This is a genomic window from Epibacterium sp. HA2-3 (genome assembly GCF_055693725.2).
In genome coordinates, this window is sequence record NZ_JBVFUL020000002.1 from 817,128 (window position 1) to 834,838 (window position 17,711).

The 17,711-nt window shown below is 62.4% G+C and carries 17 protein-coding genes; 6 read left to right on the forward strand and 11 right to left on the reverse strand.

Annotated elements, in window-relative coordinates; translation table 11 throughout:
• The first annotated feature begins 20 nt into the window (after positions 1-20).
• Both lysA and ACZ1HH_RS18345 read left to right on the forward strand, forming a co-directional pair.
• On the forward strand, positions 21-1,286 hold the full coding sequence (gene lysA, locus ACZ1HH_RS18340; protein ID WP_011537110.1) for a diaminopimelate decarboxylase: 1,266 nt from the start codon (positions 21-23) through the stop codon (positions 1,284-1,286).
• A gap of 93 nt (positions 1,287-1,379) precedes the next feature.
• Entirely contained in the window at positions 1,380-4,031 is a 2,652-nt protein-coding gene (locus ACZ1HH_RS18345; RefSeq protein ID WP_472635136.1) for a TIGR02302 family protein, read from the forward strand.
• 202 nt (positions 4,032-4,233) lie between these two features.
• Here the strand turns inward: ACZ1HH_RS18345 and ACZ1HH_RS18350 are convergent, their stop codons facing one another.
• On the reverse strand, positions 4,234-5,148 hold the full coding sequence (locus ACZ1HH_RS18350) for a zinc-ribbon domain-containing protein (protein ID WP_472635137.1): 915 nt from the start codon (positions 5,146-5,148) through the stop codon (positions 4,234-4,236).
• 225 nt (positions 5,149-5,373) lie between these two features.
• Between ACZ1HH_RS18350 and ACZ1HH_RS18355 the strand changes: the two genes are divergently transcribed.
• Genes ACZ1HH_RS18355 through ACZ1HH_RS18370 form a run of 4 tightly spaced genes read left to right on the forward strand, consistent with a single transcriptional unit; the run spans position 5,374 to position 8,270 of the window.
• Positions 5,374-6,051: a cell division ATP-binding protein FtsE gene (locus ACZ1HH_RS18355; protein ID WP_011537113.1), complete on the forward strand. Its 678-nt coding sequence runs from the start codon at positions 5,374-5,376 to the stop codon at positions 6,049-6,051.
• Complete coding sequence (locus ACZ1HH_RS18360) at positions 6,048-6,941, forward strand: cell division protein FtsX (RefSeq protein WP_011537114.1); 894 nt, start codon at positions 6,048-6,050, stop codon at positions 6,939-6,941. Before ACZ1HH_RS18355 ends, ACZ1HH_RS18360 begins: the two co-directional genes overlap by 4 nt.
• Positions 6,938-7,687 (forward strand): lysophospholipid acyltransferase family protein, encoded by a 750-nt coding sequence (locus tag ACZ1HH_RS18365; RefSeq protein WP_416370002.1) that lies wholly within the window; start codon positions 6,938-6,940, stop codon positions 7,685-7,687. The genes ACZ1HH_RS18360 and ACZ1HH_RS18365 overlap by 4 nt, the downstream gene beginning before the upstream one ends.
• Complete coding sequence (locus ACZ1HH_RS18370) at positions 7,665-8,270, forward strand: pyridoxamine 5'-phosphate oxidase family protein (protein WP_472635138.1); 606 nt, start codon at positions 7,665-7,667, stop codon at positions 8,268-8,270. Before ACZ1HH_RS18365 ends, ACZ1HH_RS18370 begins: the two co-directional genes overlap by 23 nt.
• Positions 8,271-8,274: 4 nt before the next feature.
• On the opposite strand, the gene ACZ1HH_RS18375 is transcribed toward ACZ1HH_RS18370, so the two are convergent.
• From ACZ1HH_RS18375 to ACZ1HH_RS18420, 10 genes are all read right to left on the reverse strand, one after another.
• Entirely contained in the window at positions 8,275-8,790 is a 516-nt protein-coding gene (locus tag ACZ1HH_RS18375) for a hypothetical protein (RefSeq protein WP_472635139.1), read from the reverse strand.
• Positions 8,791-8,845: 55 nt separating this feature from the next.
• Positions 8,846-9,160 carry an EthD family reductase gene (locus ACZ1HH_RS18380; RefSeq protein ID WP_416370005.1) on the reverse strand — a complete coding sequence of 105 codons (315 nt, stop codon included), beginning with the start codon at positions 9,158-9,160 and terminating at the stop codon, positions 8,846-8,848.
• 89 nt (positions 9,161-9,249) lie between these two features.
• Positions 9,250-10,647 carry a dihydrolipoyl dehydrogenase gene (lpdA, locus tag ACZ1HH_RS18385; RefSeq protein WP_011537119.1) on the reverse strand — a complete coding sequence of 466 codons (1,398 nt, stop codon included), beginning with the start codon at positions 10,645-10,647 and terminating at the stop codon, positions 9,250-9,252.
• Positions 10,648-10,787: 140 nt separating this feature from the next.
• The gene (locus ACZ1HH_RS18390; protein WP_011537120.1) at positions 10,788-11,348 is read right to left on the reverse strand and encodes a L,D-transpeptidase family protein; all 561 of its coding nucleotides are present in this window, start codon (positions 11,346-11,348) and stop codon (positions 10,788-10,790) included.
• Positions 11,345-11,755, reverse strand: a complete 411-nt coding sequence (locus tag ACZ1HH_RS18395) for an MAPEG family protein (protein WP_472635140.1) — start codon at positions 11,753-11,755, stop codon at positions 11,345-11,347. The genes ACZ1HH_RS18390 and ACZ1HH_RS18395 overlap by 4 nt, the downstream gene beginning before the upstream one ends.
• Before the next feature lies 1 nt (position 11,756).
• Complete coding sequence (locus ACZ1HH_RS18400; protein WP_472635141.1) at positions 11,757-12,149, reverse strand: MAPEG family protein; 393 nt, start codon at positions 12,147-12,149, stop codon at positions 11,757-11,759.
• On the reverse strand, positions 12,146-12,673 hold the full coding sequence (locus tag ACZ1HH_RS18405; RefSeq protein ID WP_011537123.1) for a hypothetical protein: 528 nt from the start codon (positions 12,671-12,673) through the stop codon (positions 12,146-12,148). Before ACZ1HH_RS18405 ends, ACZ1HH_RS18400 begins: the two co-directional genes overlap by 4 nt.
• A 16-nt stretch (positions 12,674-12,689) precedes the next feature.
• On the reverse strand, positions 12,690-13,097 hold the full coding sequence (locus ACZ1HH_RS18410; RefSeq protein WP_472635142.1) for a hypothetical protein: 408 nt from the start codon (positions 13,095-13,097) through the stop codon (positions 12,690-12,692).
• A 34-nt stretch (positions 13,098-13,131) separates the two neighbouring features.
• On the reverse strand, positions 13,132-14,637 hold the full coding sequence (gene odhB, locus ACZ1HH_RS18415) for a 2-oxoglutarate dehydrogenase complex dihydrolipoyllysine-residue succinyltransferase (RefSeq protein WP_472635143.1): 1,506 nt from the start codon (positions 14,635-14,637) through the stop codon (positions 13,132-13,134).
• Between the two features lie 14 nt (positions 14,638-14,651).
• A complete protein-coding gene (locus ACZ1HH_RS18420; protein WP_011537126.1) occupies positions 14,652-17,603 on the reverse strand; it encodes a 2-oxoglutarate dehydrogenase E1 component in 2,952 nt (983 codons plus the stop codon).
• Positions 17,604-17,711 lie beyond the last annotated feature (108 nt).

A 17,711-nucleotide genomic window follows, 5' to 3' on the forward strand; every position in this document is an offset into this window, starting at 1 on the left:
TTTTGCTCTAGACGCGGGCCATGGATCATTTTCTCTATCGCGATGGCGCTTTGTACGCCGAAGATGTCCCCGTAGCCGAGATTGCCGCTACGGTGGGCACGCCGTTCTACGTCTACTCCACCGCGACGCTCCTGCGCCATTTCCGTCTCTTTGACGAGGCGCTTGAGGGCACCGACCATCTGGTTTGTTACGCGATGAAGGCCGCCTCCAATCAGGCGATCCTAAAGACACTCGCGGCGGCGGGCGCAGGCATGGATGTGGTGAGCGAGGGCGAATACCGCCGCGCCAAGGCCGCAGGCGTGCCGGGCGACAAGATCGTGTTTTCCGGTGTCGGCAAGACCGCCGAAGAGATCCGCACCGCGCTCACCGGGGGCATTCGCCAGTTCAACGTCGAATCCGAGCCCGAGATGGACGTGATCAATGCCGTTGCGCTCGAGCTTGGTGTCACCGCGCCGATCACCGTGCGGGTGAACCCGGATGTGGATGCAAAGACCCACGCCAAGATCGCGACCGGTAAATCCGAGAACAAATTCGGCATCCCCATCGCCAAGGCGCGCGCGGTCTATGCCCATGCGGCCAGCCTGCCGGGCCTTGAGGTGATCGGGATCGATGTTCACATCGGCTCGCAACTCACGGATCTTGAGCCCTTCCGCCTTGCCTATCAAAAGGTAGCGGAGCTGACACAGGCCCTGCGCGCGGACGGTCACGATATTCGCCGCCTTGATCTTGGGGGCGGTCTGGGCATCCCTTATACCCGCTCCAACGAGGCCCCGCCGCTGCCGGTGGAATATGGCCAGATGATCAAGGAAGAGCTCGGTCATCTGGGCTGCGAGATCGAGATCGAACCGGGCCGTCTGGTGGCGGGCAATGCGGGGCTGATGGTCTCCAAGGTGATCTACATCAAAGAGGGCGAAGGCCGCGATTTCCTGATCCTCGACGGGGCCATGAACGACCTCATCCGCCCAGCGATGTATGAGGCCCATCACGACATCATCCCCGTGGTGGAACCGACCCCCGGTCTCGAACCGCAACCCTATGACATCGTGGGCCCGGTCTGCGAAAGCGGCGACACCTTTGCCAAACAACGCCTGATGCCGCCGCTTGCTGCGGGGGATCTGGTGGCGTTTCGCAGTGCCGGGGCTTATGGCGCGGTGATGTCCAGCGAATACAACTCGCGCCCCCTCATCCCCGAGGTGCTGGTCCACGGTGATCAATTTGCAGTCATCCGGCAGCGTCCGACCTTTGACGAGATGATAAATCGCGATACCATCCCAGAGTGGCTGTAACGCTCTGGGCTGCGCGCCCTGCCTGATCCGACGGGATCATCTCTGGCGGGCGCGGATCGCTTGGGCGTGGGCCAGCACCCAAGGCGGAGCGGTATGAGCGAGCAGAAAACCCCCGACGGACCCGACCACCACCCGGTTGAAGTAGCGCTGAGGCAGCTGGCGCCCCTGCGGCGTGCGCTGTTGCTGACGCGCGCGGGCATGGTGGCTGAACGTCTCTGGCGCAGTTTCTGGCCTTTGGCGACGGTGCTGCTTCTGGCCGCCGGTTTGGTGCTTCTGGGGATTTTCGACTGGGTCGTTCTCGAGGTCGCCTGGGGCGGTGCGGTGCTGGTGGTGCTGGGCGCGGTCGCTGCCACCGTCTGGGGCGTGATGCGGTTTCGCTGGCCAAAGCCGCATGAGGCCGTGGCCCGCCTTGACGAAACCCTGCCCGGACGCCCGATTGCAGCGATTCTGGATCATCAGGTGTCTGGGGCCGAGGATGCCGCGTCCGTCGCGCTCTGGCAGGCGCATCAGGCCCGGATGGCAGCCCGCGCCGCCGAGGCCGAGGCGCCCGCCCCCAATCTGCGTATTGCTGACCGCGATCCCTATGCGCTGCGCTATGTGGCGCTTCTGGTGCTGGTCACGGGACTGTTGTTCGGCACCGCCTGGCGCGCAGGCAGCGTCGCCGAACTCATGCCCGGCGGTGGCAATGCGGGTCTGAATGGCCCGACCTGGGAGGGCTGGGTCGAGCCGCCGCGCTACACCGGCCTGCCGACGCTCTATTTGGGGGATCTTACCGAAGATACCCTGCGCATACCGCAAAACAGCCGCGTCACCTTACGGTTCTATGGCGATGTGGGCGATCTGACGCTGGCAGAGACTGTCTCTGGACGCACCGGAGAGCTGCCCTCTGCCTCCGCGCCGGAGCAGAATTTCACCGTGACCGAGGCTGGGGATCTCACCATTGATGGCACTGGCGGTCGCAGTTGGCGCGTGGAGGTGATCCGCGATGCCCCACCGCTTGTCTCTCTCGCAGGAGAGCCGGATCTGTCGGCGGATGGCACGCTGACCTTGCCGTTTAATGCCTCGGACGACTACGGCGTCGTGGGCGGCACGGTGACGATTTCCCTCGATGAGGCCTCGTTGAACCGCCGCTATGGGCTGGCAACCGCGCCGGATGCCCGCGATCCCATCACGCTGCCTTTGCCGCTCTCTCTGACCGGCGATCGTCGCCTCTTCAGTGAAGTGCTTGAGGAAGAATTCTCCGCTCATCCCTGGGCCAACCTGCCGGTGATCTACAGCCTGCGTGCCGAGGATGCGGCGGGCCAACAGAGCGTTGCAGCCACCTTGCACGGCCCTTTGACCGCTCGGCGCTTCTTTGACCCGATGGCGGCGGCTTTGGTCGAGCAACGGCGCGATCTCCTCTGGGCGCGCGCCAACGGGCCACGAGTCGCCAGGATTCTGCGCACCCTCAGCCACCGCCCCGAAGAGCTCTTCTCGGACATGGGCAACTACTTGCAATTGCGCACGATTTTGAAGCGATTGGAGCGGTATAGCGCACATGGCCTGAGCCCCGTTCACCAGGACGAGATTGCAAGCGCGCTCTGGGCCCTGGCGTTGCAGCTGGAGGAGGGCGATGTCGGCGATGCGCTGGAACGGATGCGGCAGGCGCAGGAACGGCTGAGCCAGGCCATGCGCGACGGCGCCAGTGATGAGGAAATCGCCCGCCTGATGCAGGAGTTGCGAGAGGCCACCGACGACTACATGCGCCAGCTGTCGCGACAGGCGCAGCAGCAGGATGGAGACCAGGAGGGCGGCGAGAGCAGCGACAATGCGATCCAGCTCAGCCAGCAGGACTTGCAGGCCATGATGGACCGCATCCAAGAGCTGATGGAACAGGGCCGCATGGCCGAAGCCGAACAGGCCCTTCGGGAGTTCCAGCAGATGATGGAAAACATGCAGGTCACACAGGGTCAGCCCGGTCAGGGCGACAGCCCCGGCCAGCAGGCCATGGACGGTTTGGCGGATACCTTGCGCGAACAGCAAGGCCTGTCGGATCAGGCCTTCCGAGACCTGCAAGAACAGTTCAACCCCAACGCCCAGCGGGGCGAAAGCCAGGGCAATGAGGGCCGGGACGGCGGCCTTGGCCGTGGGCAAAGCCATCAGGGCGGCGGCGCAGGCGGTCAGGACGACGGCCCCCAGGGCGAAGGCGGTCAAAACGAAGGCCGAGAGGCCGAGGGCGGCCAATCTCCAAGCGGGGGACAGGGCAACGGCGCGGGCGATCTTGCGCAACGTCAGCAGGCTCTGCGTGACGAGCTGCAACGCCAGCGCGATGGCCTGCCTCTTGGCGGACCCGAGGGCGAGGCTGCACGGGACTCGCTCGATCAGGCTGGGCGCGCCATGGAAGGTGCCGAAGAGGCGCTGCGCGAGGGCGATTACGCCGAAGCCATCGACCGCCAGTCCGAGGCCATGGAAGCCCTGCGCGACGGGATGCGCGCCTTGGGGGAGGCCATGGCCGAGCAGCAACAGCAGGGCCAGCAACCGGGCGGCCAGCAAGGACAGAGCACCCGTCAGGGCAATGCACTCGACCCGCTGGGCCGGGACCGGGGCGGGCAGGGCAGCGACTTCTTTAGCCGTGACAGCATTGGCGAGGGGCAGGCCTATCGCCGGGCTTGGGATCTTCTGGAAGAAATCCGACGCCGCGCTGGAGAGCGTGAGCGCAGCGAAAGCGAGCGCAACTACCTGCAACGTCTGCTGGATCGCTTCTGAGCGGCTCAGCCGGTAACGGCAAAGCGCGTCGCGGCATCCCGATGATTGGTCGCGCCACGCTTGCCATCTGCCCGGTCAAGATCACCGCCGCCGTTGCGCCGCAGCCTGTGGGACCTGTGGGACATGGGCGCCGGATGCGTCGTGGAGTCGGTAAGCAGCCCCGAGCTAAGCCGAGCTAAACGGTGAACCGACCAGACGGCTGTTATTCTGCTGCCAGCGCCTGTGCTTGCGCATCAAGCCAGAGCCGCCACTGATCAACCCAGGCCACATAGGAGCTGAGGTAAGGATCGGCTTGCGGCAGGCTCTCCGCAATCATTGCGGCATTGCTGTAAACCAGAATAGCCAGCGCCATCAGTAGGATCACCAACAGAAATCCGCGCGAGAATCCGCGTTTGCGCGCAGGTGGCGCGGGGGCATCCGCAGGCGGTGGCGTCGCGGGTTTGGTTTCCCCCGGCGCATTGGTGGCTACATCCTCAATATTCGGCAACAACCCTCTGCGCGATCCCGGCTGCGGGTCTAGGCGATCCCGGTCCAAAGGCGCGGCATGCGCCTGCGGGGCAGGGTCCAGGCCTTGCATCCGGGCCACCCGCTCCTCGGATTGGCGGGCCCGGCGCGCGGCTTCATCCTCAGGCAGGTCCTCAAGCCCCAATTCTGGCTGGGTTTCCAAACTGTCGCGCCCAGACCGCAGGGCCTCTTCGCGCATGGCTTCTTCGCGCAACACGCGCGAGATCTCGGGATCGAGGCGACGCTTTGCGGGCGCGGGGTCTGCTTCGGGTTCTGGCGGGGCGGCTGGCGGTGTGCCCGGTGCAGGCGCATCCGGATCTTCGTGCCAGTGCTCTTCGGCCGCTGCCGGCTCGGGCTCGGGCGCGCTTGGCCATGCGTCCTCGGGCGGCTCCTGTAGCGCGTCCTCTCGCGTGTGAGCGGCGTCGACAGGACCCGCTTCCGTTGCCGGAGGCGGGGTGGCGGCGCGGGCCTCGGCCTCTTCGGCCATCATCTGCGTGGAGGGCTGAAACCAGGTATCACCGCAATTGGAACACTGCACATCACGCCCGTCCTGCGGGATCACATCCTCGGGCACCTCATACTGTGCGCCGCAATTGGGGCATATCAGTCTCATCCGATCTCCTTGGCGGGTGCTCTGGCCGCGAAAAGGGTGAATTTCCCTCTAATCATAGTAACTTCCTGAAAGGCAAGAAAGAGCCAATCCCCGCCGAGATCCACAATGAGCACAGGGCTGGCTCTCCTGCACCATTGAAACTGCCGCAGCGGTCGTGCAAAACACCGCGACGAACGGCGGCATCGCCAACGACGACCAAATGACACGCCGGGCTGGGATGGTACCGTGATCGAACTCGAAAACGTGGGCTACAACTATGGCGGAGGCGAGCTCTTCAGCGACCTTTCCGTGCAATTGGCCCCCGGCTCCTTTCATTTTCTGACCGGTCCTTCGGGGGCCGGGAAAACCACGCTGCTCAAGCTCTGCTACGGGGCGTTGACCCCGACGGCGGGGCGCGTGCGGGCGTTCAATATGGATGTCAAAGGGCTCGATCGCGATCAGATGGCCTATCTGCGCCGCCGCGTCGGTGTGGTGCATCAGGATTGCCGTTTCCTCGACCACCTGCCGGTGGTGGAGAACATTGCCCTGCCGCTCACGGTGTCGGGGCGTGGCCTTCTGGAAGAACAGGCCAACCTGCACGAGTTGATGAACTGGGTCGGACTTGCGGAGCGTATGGATGCGTTGCCGCCGGAACTTTCGGGCGGGGAGCGTCAGCGCGCCGCCCTTGCCCGCGCCGTGATTCTGAGCCCGGACGTCATCATCGCGGATGAGCCCACCGGCAACGTCGATTGGGAAATGTCGCAACGGTTGCTGCGCTTGCTCGTTGAACTCAACCACATGGGCAAGACGATCCTTGTGGCGACCCACGATCTGCCGCTTATCCGCGCGGCCAAGAACCAGGTGCAGGCGCGGGTGCTCAGGATTTCCAACCGGCAACTGATCTCGGCGGGGGCAGACCTATGAATGCGCTGCGCAAGCTGATTTTGGGAGATGCACAGGCGGACCGCGTGGTGCCGCCGTCTGGCTTTACCGCGCAGCTGACCCTCTTTGTGTCGGGCGCGATGGCCTTTCTGTGTGTCTTTGCGCTGGCGCTCTCGCTTGCATCGGGCCGGGTGGCGGATCGCTGGTCGGACGAGCTCGCCCGTGCAGCCACCCTGCGCATCAATGCTCCGGCTGAACAGCGTGTGGCCCAGACCGAGGCCGCGCTCAGGATCCTGCGTCAGACCCCGGGCGTGGCCAATGCCCGCGCGCTGACACAGGACGAGCAGGCGGCACTGTTGCAGCCCTGGTTCGGTGCGGGCATCCCCCTTGATACGCTGCCGGTGCCGCAATTGATCGAGGTCACGGAGGATACGCCCGGCTATGACGCGCAGGGCCTGCGTCTGAGGCTGCAGGCCGAGGTGCCCGGCGCGGTGCTTGACGACCACGCCCGCTGGCGCCGCCCGCTGGTGGAGGCCGCGATTGCGCTGCGTCGCCTCGGGGTGGTCTCGATCCTGCTGATCGGTGGCGCCATGGCCGCGATGATCACACTTGCGGCCAATGCGGCGCTTGCGGCCAATGCGCAGGTGATCGAGGTTCTGCGTCTCGTGGGGGCGCAGGACAGCTATATTGCGCAGGCCTTTGTGCGCCGCTTTACGCTTCGGGCGCTCTTTGGGGCCACAGTCGGCGTCGTGTTGGGGATGCTCGGCGTTTTCCTGATGCCCGAAGCCTCCGAGGAGGGCGGCTTTCTCACGGGACTTGGCTTTCAAGGCTGGCGTTGGCTCCTGCCGCTTGCTATCCCGCCACTGGCGGCGCTTGTGGCCTTTGTGGCCACCACCCGCGCGGCCCGCAAACGCCTTGGAGATCTCGCGTGACCCTTGCTTTTCAATATCTGCGCTCGCTGCTCTACATGATCCAGATCTATGTGGCGATGCTGGTGCTCGGGATCGCTTTTGCGCCCTATGCGCTGTTGTCCAAAAACGGCGCGCGTCAAGCCTGCAAGACCTATGCCCGCTGGGCGATCTGGTCGGCGCGCTGGATGGTGGGCATCCGCTGCGAAGTGCGCGGCCCGGTTCCCCAAGGTGAGGTGCTCGTGGCCGCCAAGCATCAGAGCTTTCTCGATATTCTGGTGATCTTCAATGCCCTGCCACAGGCGAAGTTCATCATGAAACAAGAGCTGATGTGGACTCCGATCATTGGCATCTACGCCAAACGTCTGGGCTGTATTCCAGTCAACCGCGGCAAGCGCGGCGCAGCGATTGCGCGTATGATCAAGGACGTGGCGCGCGAGTTTTCCGAACCCGGCCAACTGGTGATCTATCCGCAAGGCACCCGTGTCGCGCCCGGAGCGCAGAAACCCTACAAGGTCGGCAGCGGCGTGCTCTATGAAGAGCTGAAACAGCCCTGCGTCCCGGTTGCCACCAACGTGGGCCTGTTGTGGCCCCGCACCGGCCTTTTGCGCAAACCCGGACTTGGGGTGGTCGAATTCCTCGACCCGATCGCACCGGGACAGGCGCGCGACAGTTTCATGGCTGAGTTGGAGCAGCGTATCGAGGCCCGGTCAGATGCATTGATGGCAGAATTGGGATTTGAACAAGATGGACGCGATAAAATCCATTGAAGACCTAGAGGCGCTTTACGGGACACCGGGAGCGCCTTCTTTACGCAAGGTGGCGCGGCAAATGACGCCGCTTTATCGCAAGTGGATCATGGCGTCTCGGCTGTGCATGCTGGCCACGGTCGGCCCCGAAGGCACCGACGACAGCCCGCGTGGCGATGATGGCCCGGTGGTGCTGGAACTCGATCCGGGCACGCTGGCGCTGCCCGATTGGCGTGGCAACAACCGGATCGACTCCTTGCGCAATATCGTGCGCGACGGGCGGGTATCGCTGATGTTTCTGGTGCCCGGCTCAAACAATGTGGTGCGGGTGAATGGCACCGCGATAGTGACCGCCGACCCTGATTTGCTGCAACGCTTTGATAAGGCAGCTAAACTGCCGCGTACGGTCATCGTGATCAAGATCAACGAGATCTACAGCCAATGCGCCCGCGCCCTGATGCGCGCCCGTACCTGGACTTCGGGTGACGAGAGCGAGGGCCTGCCCTCCGTGGGCGACATCCTTGCCGAGCAGACCGCAGGCGAAGAAGGCGGTCGCGCCTACGATGAGGCATGGGCTCCCCGTGCCGCCAAAACCATGTGGTAGGGGGTTACGCCGGTGCAGGCGGCGCCATGAAAATCAAAGAACTGCCCGCGCTATCCCCCCAATGGGGATAGGCCACGTGGAAGATGCCCCACCGCTCGGGGGATTGTGGCGCCCCCAAGAACCACCCTTTGGAAAGGGCCTCGTCGCCCATTTTTGCCTTGGGATCCAAAGCCAGCTGCGGGAAATCTCGCGAAACGATTATGCGCGTCAATTCCAACAGTTCTGCAGCGTCTTCATAGCTCAGCGCATAAGGGGCGGAGGTGGATATTGTGCAACGGGAGTCCTCCAGTCGCAGGAAACTGCCCGATTGCGTGTCGATCCAGCTTTTGTCCGGTTTTTGAAACAGCCCCGACAGCAGCGTGTCTGGACTGCCTCCGGTCAGCACGGGGGCAAGACAGATACCATAAAACAGTTCGGCAATGCGTTCCGCGGGTGAGTGCGTTGGCCAGATTTGCGATGCCGCGCCAAGCCCCATCGCAAAACCTGCGACAATGATCCCGAACAGAAGGCGTTTCTTCAAAACACAGGCCCCAGATATCCGCCGGTGACCTGTTTCGGCTACCAGTGCGCTTGCCTCAGCTCATCAACAACTCGCCCACGAGGATCTGCGGGCGGACGTTGGTGAAATTGGCCACATCATCAATAATCACTCCGCCCTTTTCACCCATAGCGGTGTTGAGCGCGTCCTGATCAGCAAAGGTGATGGTCGCAATCAACAGATAGGGCGGCGGTACATCCGGCCCCCCGGCCAGCCCACGCGACGCCTCGACCGTTTCAATCAAGTCACCCCAATGCTCCTCGATGAGCGGCAGATGGGTCTCAACATAGTAGTCATAGTCAAACGTCGCCTCGTCGGAGGCGGGGTAGAGCACTTGCAGGCTGATGGTCATTGGCATGTCTCCTGTTGAGGACGCAAACGGCCCGCCAAGTGGCGGGCCGCTGGTGATGGACGCGCCGGGGCGCGCCCCCCGCGCGGGGCTTAACTGTGGATCGCGCCGTCGCCGCAGGCAAGGGCTGCTTCGCGCACGGCCTCGGAATAGGTCGGATGCGCGTGGCAGGTCAGCGCCAGATCCTCGGCGGAGGCGCCAAATTCCATCGCCACACAGATCTCGTGGATCAGATCGCCTGCACCGGGGCCGATGATGGCCGCACCGAGGATGCGGTCGGTTTCCTTGTCCGCAATCAGTTTCACAAAACCACCCTCGGCCTGATGCACGGCCTTGGCGCGCGCATTGCCCATGAACATGAACTTGCCAACCTTGATCTTGCGACCTTCGGCCTTGAGCGCGTCTTCGGTGGCACCGACGGTCGCCACCTCTGGGGTGGTGTAGACCACACCGGGAATGACGCCGTAATTCACGTGGCCATGTTTGCCCGCGATCACTTCGGCCACGGCCATGCCCTCATCCTCGGCCTTATGCGCGAGCATCGGACCCTCGATGACGTCGCCGATGGCGTAGATGCCTTTGACGTTCGTGGCCCATTGCGCGTCGGTGGCGATCTGGCCGCGTTCGGTCATCTTGACGCCAAGCGCGTCGAGGCCAAGGCCTTCGGCATAGGGTTTGCGCCCCGTGGCGACGAGCACCACATCGGCCTCGATGACCTCTGCGTCGCCGCCTTTTTTGGGCTCATAAGAGACTTTGGCCTTGGATTTCGTGGTTTCAACGCCCTTGACGGCGGCCCCCATGATGAAGCTGAGGCCCTGCTTTTCAAGGATGCGTTTGAAGCCGCGCTGGACGTCCTTGTCCATGCCGGGACAGACCGCGTCCATATATTCGACCACGGTGACCTCTGCGCCAAGGCGCGCGTAGACCGAGCCGAGCTCGAGGCCAATGACGCCTGCGCCGATCACGACCATTTTCTTCGGGACTTTGGGCAGTTCCAGAGCGCCGGTGCTGTCGACCACAAGGCCCTTGTCGTTGTCGACCTCGACACCAGGCAGGGCCGAAGGCACGGAGCCGGAAGCGATGATGATGTTCTTGGCCTCATGGGTGTCGTCGCCCACTTTGACTTTGCCCGCCTCGGGGATCGACGCCCAGCCCTTGATCCAGTCGATCTTGTTCTTCTTCATGAGGAACTCGACACCGCCGGTGTTCTGGCCGATGACCTCATCCTTGTAGGATTTCATCTGGTTCCAGTCGACCGAGGGGCTTTTGCCCTTGAGACCCATGGCGCCGAAGTTGTGCTCTGCTTCATGCAGCATATGGGTTGCGTGCAAGAGCGCCTTGGAGGGGATGCAGCCCACGTTGAGGCAGGTGCCGCCAAGGGTCTCGCGGCCTTCTACGATGGCGGTCTTGAGGCCCAGCTGGGCGCAGCGGATCGCGCTGACATAGCCGCCGGGACCGGCGCCGATTACGATGACGTCATAGGATGCCATGGGTCATGTGCTCCTTTGGAGTTGAGCGGGGAGGGGGCTCTGCCCCCGGCCCGTACGGGCCTCCCCCGGGATATTTTGGGTTAGAAGATGAAGATGCGCTCTGCAATGTCCAGAGCGAATTTGTTCGATCTGAAGGATCATCAGAGCGCCTCCGCGATGGTGATCGGGGTTCCGTCTGGCACAAGCGACCAGATTTCGCGCATCTCGGCGTTGGTGACCGCGATGCAGCCGTCGGTCCAGTCTAGCATCAGGTGCAATGCGCCCAAGGCCCCCCAGCCATTGGGCAGGCCGTGGATCATGATATTGCCGCCGGGATCGCGCGCCGCGGCTTTGGCTGCGGCCTGGTCTGCGGCATTGGGGTAGGAGATATGCAGGCTCAGATGCGCGATGGAGTTTGGATTCCGCCAGTCGATTTCATAGCGCCCTTCGGGGGTGCGCTCGTCGCCCTCGGATTGTTTGTGGCCTTCGGGTGCGGCCCCAAGCGAGATGTCGTAGCTGCGGATGGTTTCGCCGTCGCGCAGCAGATGCAGCGCGCGGGTGGATTTGATCACGAGGATCTCATCCGCCTGTTGGTGGGCTTCGGCCATTGGCGGCGGTGTGCCGGACCCCGTGCGCGCCATCACCTTGGTATAGGCGAAGATGGCCACGCCGAGCCCCAGCCCCAGCAGGCCTAAGCGCAGGATATGTCTGGTGATGCTCATATCAGGGCGGCCACCAGCATCGCCGCGGTCGCGAGATAGCCCACGGCCCAGATCAGGCTGCGCCAAGGCACCCAGCCAAAGGCATAGGCCGGGATGTAAAGCACCCGCGCGCCAAGGTAAGCGAAGGCGCAGACGGTGGTGAAGAGCGAGGATTGTCCCGAAAGGGTGACGACCACGCAGGCGATCGAAAAGAGGATCAGCCCCTCAGAGTGGTTGTTCATCGCCCTGAAGAGCCGCGCGGTGCGTTTGGAGACCATATCCTGCAAATCGCCGCCCATGCGATTCCGGTCCCGCGGCCCTAGCGTCTGGCCGGGCTTCAGCTCAAGGTTCGCGGGCACCGCCATCAGGGCGATCTGAAAGACCTGAAGCAGCGCAGCGAGGGTGAGGGCGGTGAGTTCGGGGGTCATGTCAGAAAAAGCTCGCACCAATCATCAAAAGCGTGGCGAGGAGACCAATGACATAGATCACGCTGCGCCAAGGTACCCAGGCAAAGGCATAGGCCGGCACATAGAGCGCGCGCGCGGCCACATAGGTCCAGGCGCAGATCGCGGTAAAGGATGAGGCACTGTCGGTCAGCGTGACCAGCAGCACCGCAATGATGAACGGACCGATATTCTCGGTGTGGTTCGCCAGGGCGCGTCGCAGGCGGTTGCAGCGTTCCGACAGGCGCTCGTCCAGATTTTCGCGGGTCCCGACGTTGCCATCGCGACCGATATCGGCTTCCAGCGCCCGTTGCGACCAGATGACCGTGACCACATGGATCAGGACCGTTGCAGCAAGTGCGCTGAGTTCTGGCGTCATTGTGCCCCCTCATACTCTGAGATCAGGTGTCGGATATGGGTGGTCTCCTCTCGGGTGAAATCTCCCTCTGTACCGTCCACCACAAATTCCTGAAGCACGTACCACTCCGCGTCATTTACAAGTTTACCGCGTTTTACGGCCTTGTTCATCGTCTTGCGTATGAGGCCGGACTCCGAAAAGAAATCAAACCCGATATCCGCGCGAAACCGGGCGAGGAAAGCGTTGATGTCCTGAACAACCTCCTGCTCGCCGGATTTCATAAACGAATGAAATTCATTGGCAGTGTGGGCGTACCAGTTTTGGACCTCTTTTAGAATTTGCTTGCGATCGCTTTTGCGAGACTGCTGATCATAAAGATCGAGGAAGAAACTCCCGGGCACCACAACGGTGTCTAGGTCCAGCGTTTCTCCCGCTGGGAGCGTGGCTTCCAGCTGTGCAATGCGCCACGTGCGAAAGTAGTCCAGACCTTCGATCAGTCGGACAAGTTCGGCACGGATCTCTATATCTGGTTGAGGAGGCGTCATTGTCGCCCTGTTGAGGTCATTGCAGAAGGTTACCTTGCTTTTGTTTAAGCAAGTAGACGATGGCACATGTTGAAACGGAAATCACAATTCCCCAGTAGCCGAAAAACGTCCAAAACATGAAATTTGGCAGCGCTCGACCAAAGGCGGTGGCTTCGAGAACTGAAAGAAATACCAATAGCTCCGAGGCAAGAAATAATGCCGTAAATGCAACCGCCCGTCGCGATCTCAAGAAACTTGAAATCGCGACGCCAGCGCTTGCAACGACGCTGCCAAAGAAACCCGCGAGTGAGAGGACATATGCAATCTCGTTCGAAAGTAGTGCTGGATAACGTTTCTCTGGCATTGGCATAGAAAGAACGTCTGCAGTCCGCGACAACCCGGAAATTGCAAAAATGGCGTAACCAATGATGATTAACCAAAGCAAGATGGGCTTCCCGGACTGCATTTGCATCGCTTTCTTACAGATCCATCAACAACCGGCGGGGATCTTCCAGCGCTTCTTTGACGCGCACGAGGAAGGTCACAGCGCCTTTGCCGTCGACGATACGGTGGTCATAGGACAGCGCCAGATACATCATCGGGCGGATTTCCACCTTGCCGTTGATCGCCATCGGGCGGTCCTGGATCTTGTGCATGCCGAGGATACCGGACTGCGGCGGGTTCAGGATCGGCGAGGACATCAGCGAGCCATAGACACCACCGTTGGAGATGGTGAAGGTGCCGCCCTGCATTTCCGCCATGGAGAGCTTGCCGTCACGGGCGCGCGCGCCTTTTTCGGCAATCGCCTTCTCAATATCGGCAAAGGACATCGCATCGGCGTCGCGGATGACCGGAACCACCAGACCCGTGGGCGTGCCTGCGGCGATGCCCATGTGGACGAAGTTCTTGTAGACGATGTCGGTGCCGTCGATCTCGGCGTTGACCTCGGGCACTTCCTTCAGCGCATGGCAGCAGGCCTTGGTGAAGAAGGACATAAAACCCAGTTTCACGCCGTGTTTCTTCAGGAACAGGTCTTTGTATTCGTTGCGCAGCGCCATCACCTCGGTCATGTCGACCTCGTTGTAGGTGGTGAGCATGGCAGCAGTGTTCTGGCTGTCCTTCAGACGCTTGGCGATGGTCTGGCGCAGACGGGTCATTTTTACGCGTTCTTCGCGCGAGGCATCATCGGCAGACACCGGCGCGCGCGGGGCCGCGGGGGCCGCAGCCGGGGCGGGCGCGGATTTTGCGGCGGCGATCGCCGATGCCACGTCTTCTTTCATGATGCGTCCGTCGCGGCCTGTGCCTTTGACATCCGATGCGGAGAGACCGGCCTCGGCCATCGCCTTTTCCGCCGATGGCGCATTGGCGACATCCTTGGAGGCGGCGGCAGGAGCCTCCGCCGCAGCGGGCGCTGCAGCCGGGGCCGCCGCTACCGCTGCACCGTCACCGGAGATGACGCCGAGTTTGGCAGAGGCATCAACGGTGGTGCCTTCGGGCGCGGTGATCTCGGCCAGAACGCCAGCGGCAGGCGCGGGCACCTCGACGGAAACCTTGTCGGTTTCCAGCTCGCAGAGCATTTCGTCCTGCGCGACGCTGTCACCGACTTTCTTGAACCATGTGGAAACGGTCGCCTCAGAGACGCTTTCGCCCAGCGTCGGCACCATCACGTCAACAGCATCCCCACCCGAAGAGGCAGGCGCCTCAGCCGGGGCGGGTTTCGCTGCCGGGGCTTCGGCTGCTGCGGCGCCGCCTTCGGTAATATTGGCCAGGAGCGCATCAACGCCCACGGTGTCGCCTTCCTTGGCAACGATCTCGGCCAGAGTGCCAGCCGCCGGGGCGGGCACTTCGACAGTGACCTTGTCGGTTTCCAGCTCACAGAGCATCTCGTCTGCGGCAACAGTGTCGCCCGGCTTCTTGAACCAGGTGGCGACGGTGGCTTCGGTCACGGATTCGCCCAGAGTGGGCACGCGCACTTCGGTGGTCATGATCTCAATCTTCCTCAGATGCTCAGCGCTTCGTTCACGAGCGCCGCTTGTTGGGCTTTGTGTTCGCTGGCCAGGCCGGTTGCAGGCGAGGCCGAGGTGGCGCGCCCGACATAGATCGGACGGGTGTTCTTTGCCTTGATGCGGGTCAGGACCCACTCAATGTTGGGCTCGATAAAGGTCCAGGCACCCTGGTTCTTGGGCTCTTCCTGGCACCAGACCATCTCTGCGCCCTTGAACCGCTCCAGCTCCTTCACGAGGCTGATCGCCGGGAAGGGGTAATACTGCTCGATCCGCATGATGTAGACATCGTCGATGCCGCGGGCGTCGCGCTCTTCAAGAAGGTCGTAGTAAACCTTGCCCGAACACAGCACCACGCGCTTGATCTTCTTGTCCTCAACGAGCTTGGTCTCGGAGAGACCCGTTTCCGCATCATCCCACAGAACCCGGTGGAAGGACGAGCCGGTGGTGAACTCATGTGCCTTGGACACGGCAAGCTTGTGGCGCAGAAGCGACTTCGGCGTCACCAGAATGAGCGGCTTGCGGAAGGTCCGGTGCAGCTGACGGCGCAGGATGTGGAAATAGTTCGCCGGCGTCGTACAGTTCGCCACGATCCAGTTATCCTGACCGCACATCTGCAAGAAGCGCTCCAGACGCGCCGAAGAGTGCTCCGGCCCCTGACCCTCGAACCCGTGCGGCAAGAGGCACACAAGACCGGACATCCGCAGCCACTTGCTCTCGCCCGAGGATACGAACTGGTCGAACATGATCTGCGCGCCATTGGCAAAGTCGCCAAACTGCGCTTCCCAGAGGGTCAGCGCGTTGGGTTCTGCCAGCGAGTAGCCATATTCAAAGCCCAGAACCGCGTATTCCGACAGTGCCGAGTCGATGACCTCATAGTTGGCCTGACCCGCGCGGATATTGTTGAGCGGGTAGTAGCGCTCTTCGGTGTCCTGATTGACGATGCCCGAATGGCGCTGCGAGAAGGTCCCGCGGGTGGAGTCCTGCCCCGCCAGACGCACCGGATACCCCTCGGTCAGAAGCGAGCCGAACGCCAGCGCCTCGCCGGTGGCCCAGTCAAAGCCTTCGCCGCTCTCGAACATCTTTTTGCGCGCATCAAGGAAGCGACCGATGGTCTTATGCACCGGATAGCCCTCGGGCAGAGTGGTCAGACCTTTGCCGACTTCCTCCAGCGTCTCGGGCTTGATGGCGGTTTCGCCACGCTGATAATCCTCGTCCTTGCTGTCGAGATGCGACCAGCGCCCATCCAGCCAGTCGGCCTTGTTGGGCTTGTAGGTCTTGCCGATCTCGAACTCTTCGTTGAGGTGCGCCTGGAACGCTGCCTTCATGTCCTCGATCTCGCCCTCGGGGATCAGACCGTCCTTGACCAGACGCTCGGTATAGAGGCTCAGGGTCGTCTTGTGACCCTTGATCTTCTTGTACATCAACGGGTTGGTGAACATCGGCTCGTCGCCTTCGTTGTGACCAAACCGGCGATAGCAGAAGATGTCGATCACGACGTCCTTGTGGAACTTCTGGCGGAACTCGGTTGCGACCTTGGCTGCGTGGACCACGGCCTCCGGGTCGTCACCGTTGACGTGGAAGATCGGCGCCTCAACCACCAGCGCGTTGTCGGTGGGATAGGGCGAGGAGCGCGAGAAATGCGGTGCGGTGGTGAACCCGATCTGGTTGTTCACAACGATATGCATGGTGCCGCCGGTGCGGTGACCGCGCAGACCGGAGAGCGCAAAACATTCCGCCACAACACCCTGTCCTGCAAAGGCGGCATCGCCGTGCAGGAGGATCGGAAGAACCGCCGTGCGGTCCTTGTCACCTAGCTGGTCCTGCTTGGCACGGACCTTGCCCAGCACAACCGGGTTCACCGCCTCAAGGTGCGAGGGGTTTGCGGTCAGCGACAGGTGGACGCTGTTGCCATCAAACTCACGGTCCGAAGAGGCGCCGAGGTGATATTTCACATCGCCCGAGCCATCCACGTCTTCGGGCTTGAACGATCCGCCCTGGAACTCGTTGAAGATCGCGCGATAGGGCTTTTGCATCACATTGGCCAGAACCGACAGGCGGCCGCGGTGCGGCATGCCGATCACGATGTCTTTGACACCGAGGTTGCCGCCGCGCTTGATGATCTGCTCCATCGCGGGGATGAGGCTCTCACCACCATCCAGACCAAAGCGCTTGGTGCCCATGTATTTGACATGCAGGAACTTTTCGAACCCTTCGGCCTCAACCATCTTGTTGAGGATCGCCTTGCGGCCTTCGCGGGTGAAGGTGATTTCCTTGTCATAGCCCTCGATGCGCTCTTTCAGCCAGGCAGATTGCTCGGGGTCCGAGATATGCATGTACTGAAGCGCAAAGGTGCCGCAATAGGTCCGCTTCACGATGTCCACGATCTGACGCATGGTGGCCACTTCCAGCCCCAGCACGTTGTCGATGAAGATCGGGCGGTCCATGTCGGCGCCGTCAAAACCGTAGGATTTCGGATCAAGCTCCGGGTGCGGCGTGGCGGCGCGCATACCAAGCGGGTCGAGATCAGCCGCCAGATGGCCCCGGATCCGGTAGGCCCGGATCAGCATCAGAGCGCGGATCGAGTCGAGCACCGCGCGCTGGATCGCCTCGTCAGAGACTTCGACACCCTTTTCCTTGGCCTTGTCGGCAATCTTCTTGCCGGCCGCCTTGGCCTCGACGGGGGCAGGCCACTCGCCGGTCAGAGCCGCCGTGAGGTCGTCGGCAGGGGCGGGCGGCCAGTCGTTGCGCGCCCAGCTGGGGCCTGCAGCTTCGGCCTTCACGTCGCCATCAGCGTCGCCCATGGCGCGAAAGAATTCCGCCCACGCGGCGTCTACTGCGTTGGGATCATTGGCGTACTGGGCATAAAGCTGCTCCAGATACTCCGCGTTGTGCCCCTGCATAAAGGAGGACGCATGGAAGATGTCGTTGGGGCTCTGTTCGGTCATTTGAGTGCCTCGTATGGGTTTGGACCGTAAGCGATCAGCCGGTTCTCAAAGGCTGAAAGCCCGAAAGGGCGAAATGTTCCGTCTCAAGTTCCAGGTGGATCTTGCGGC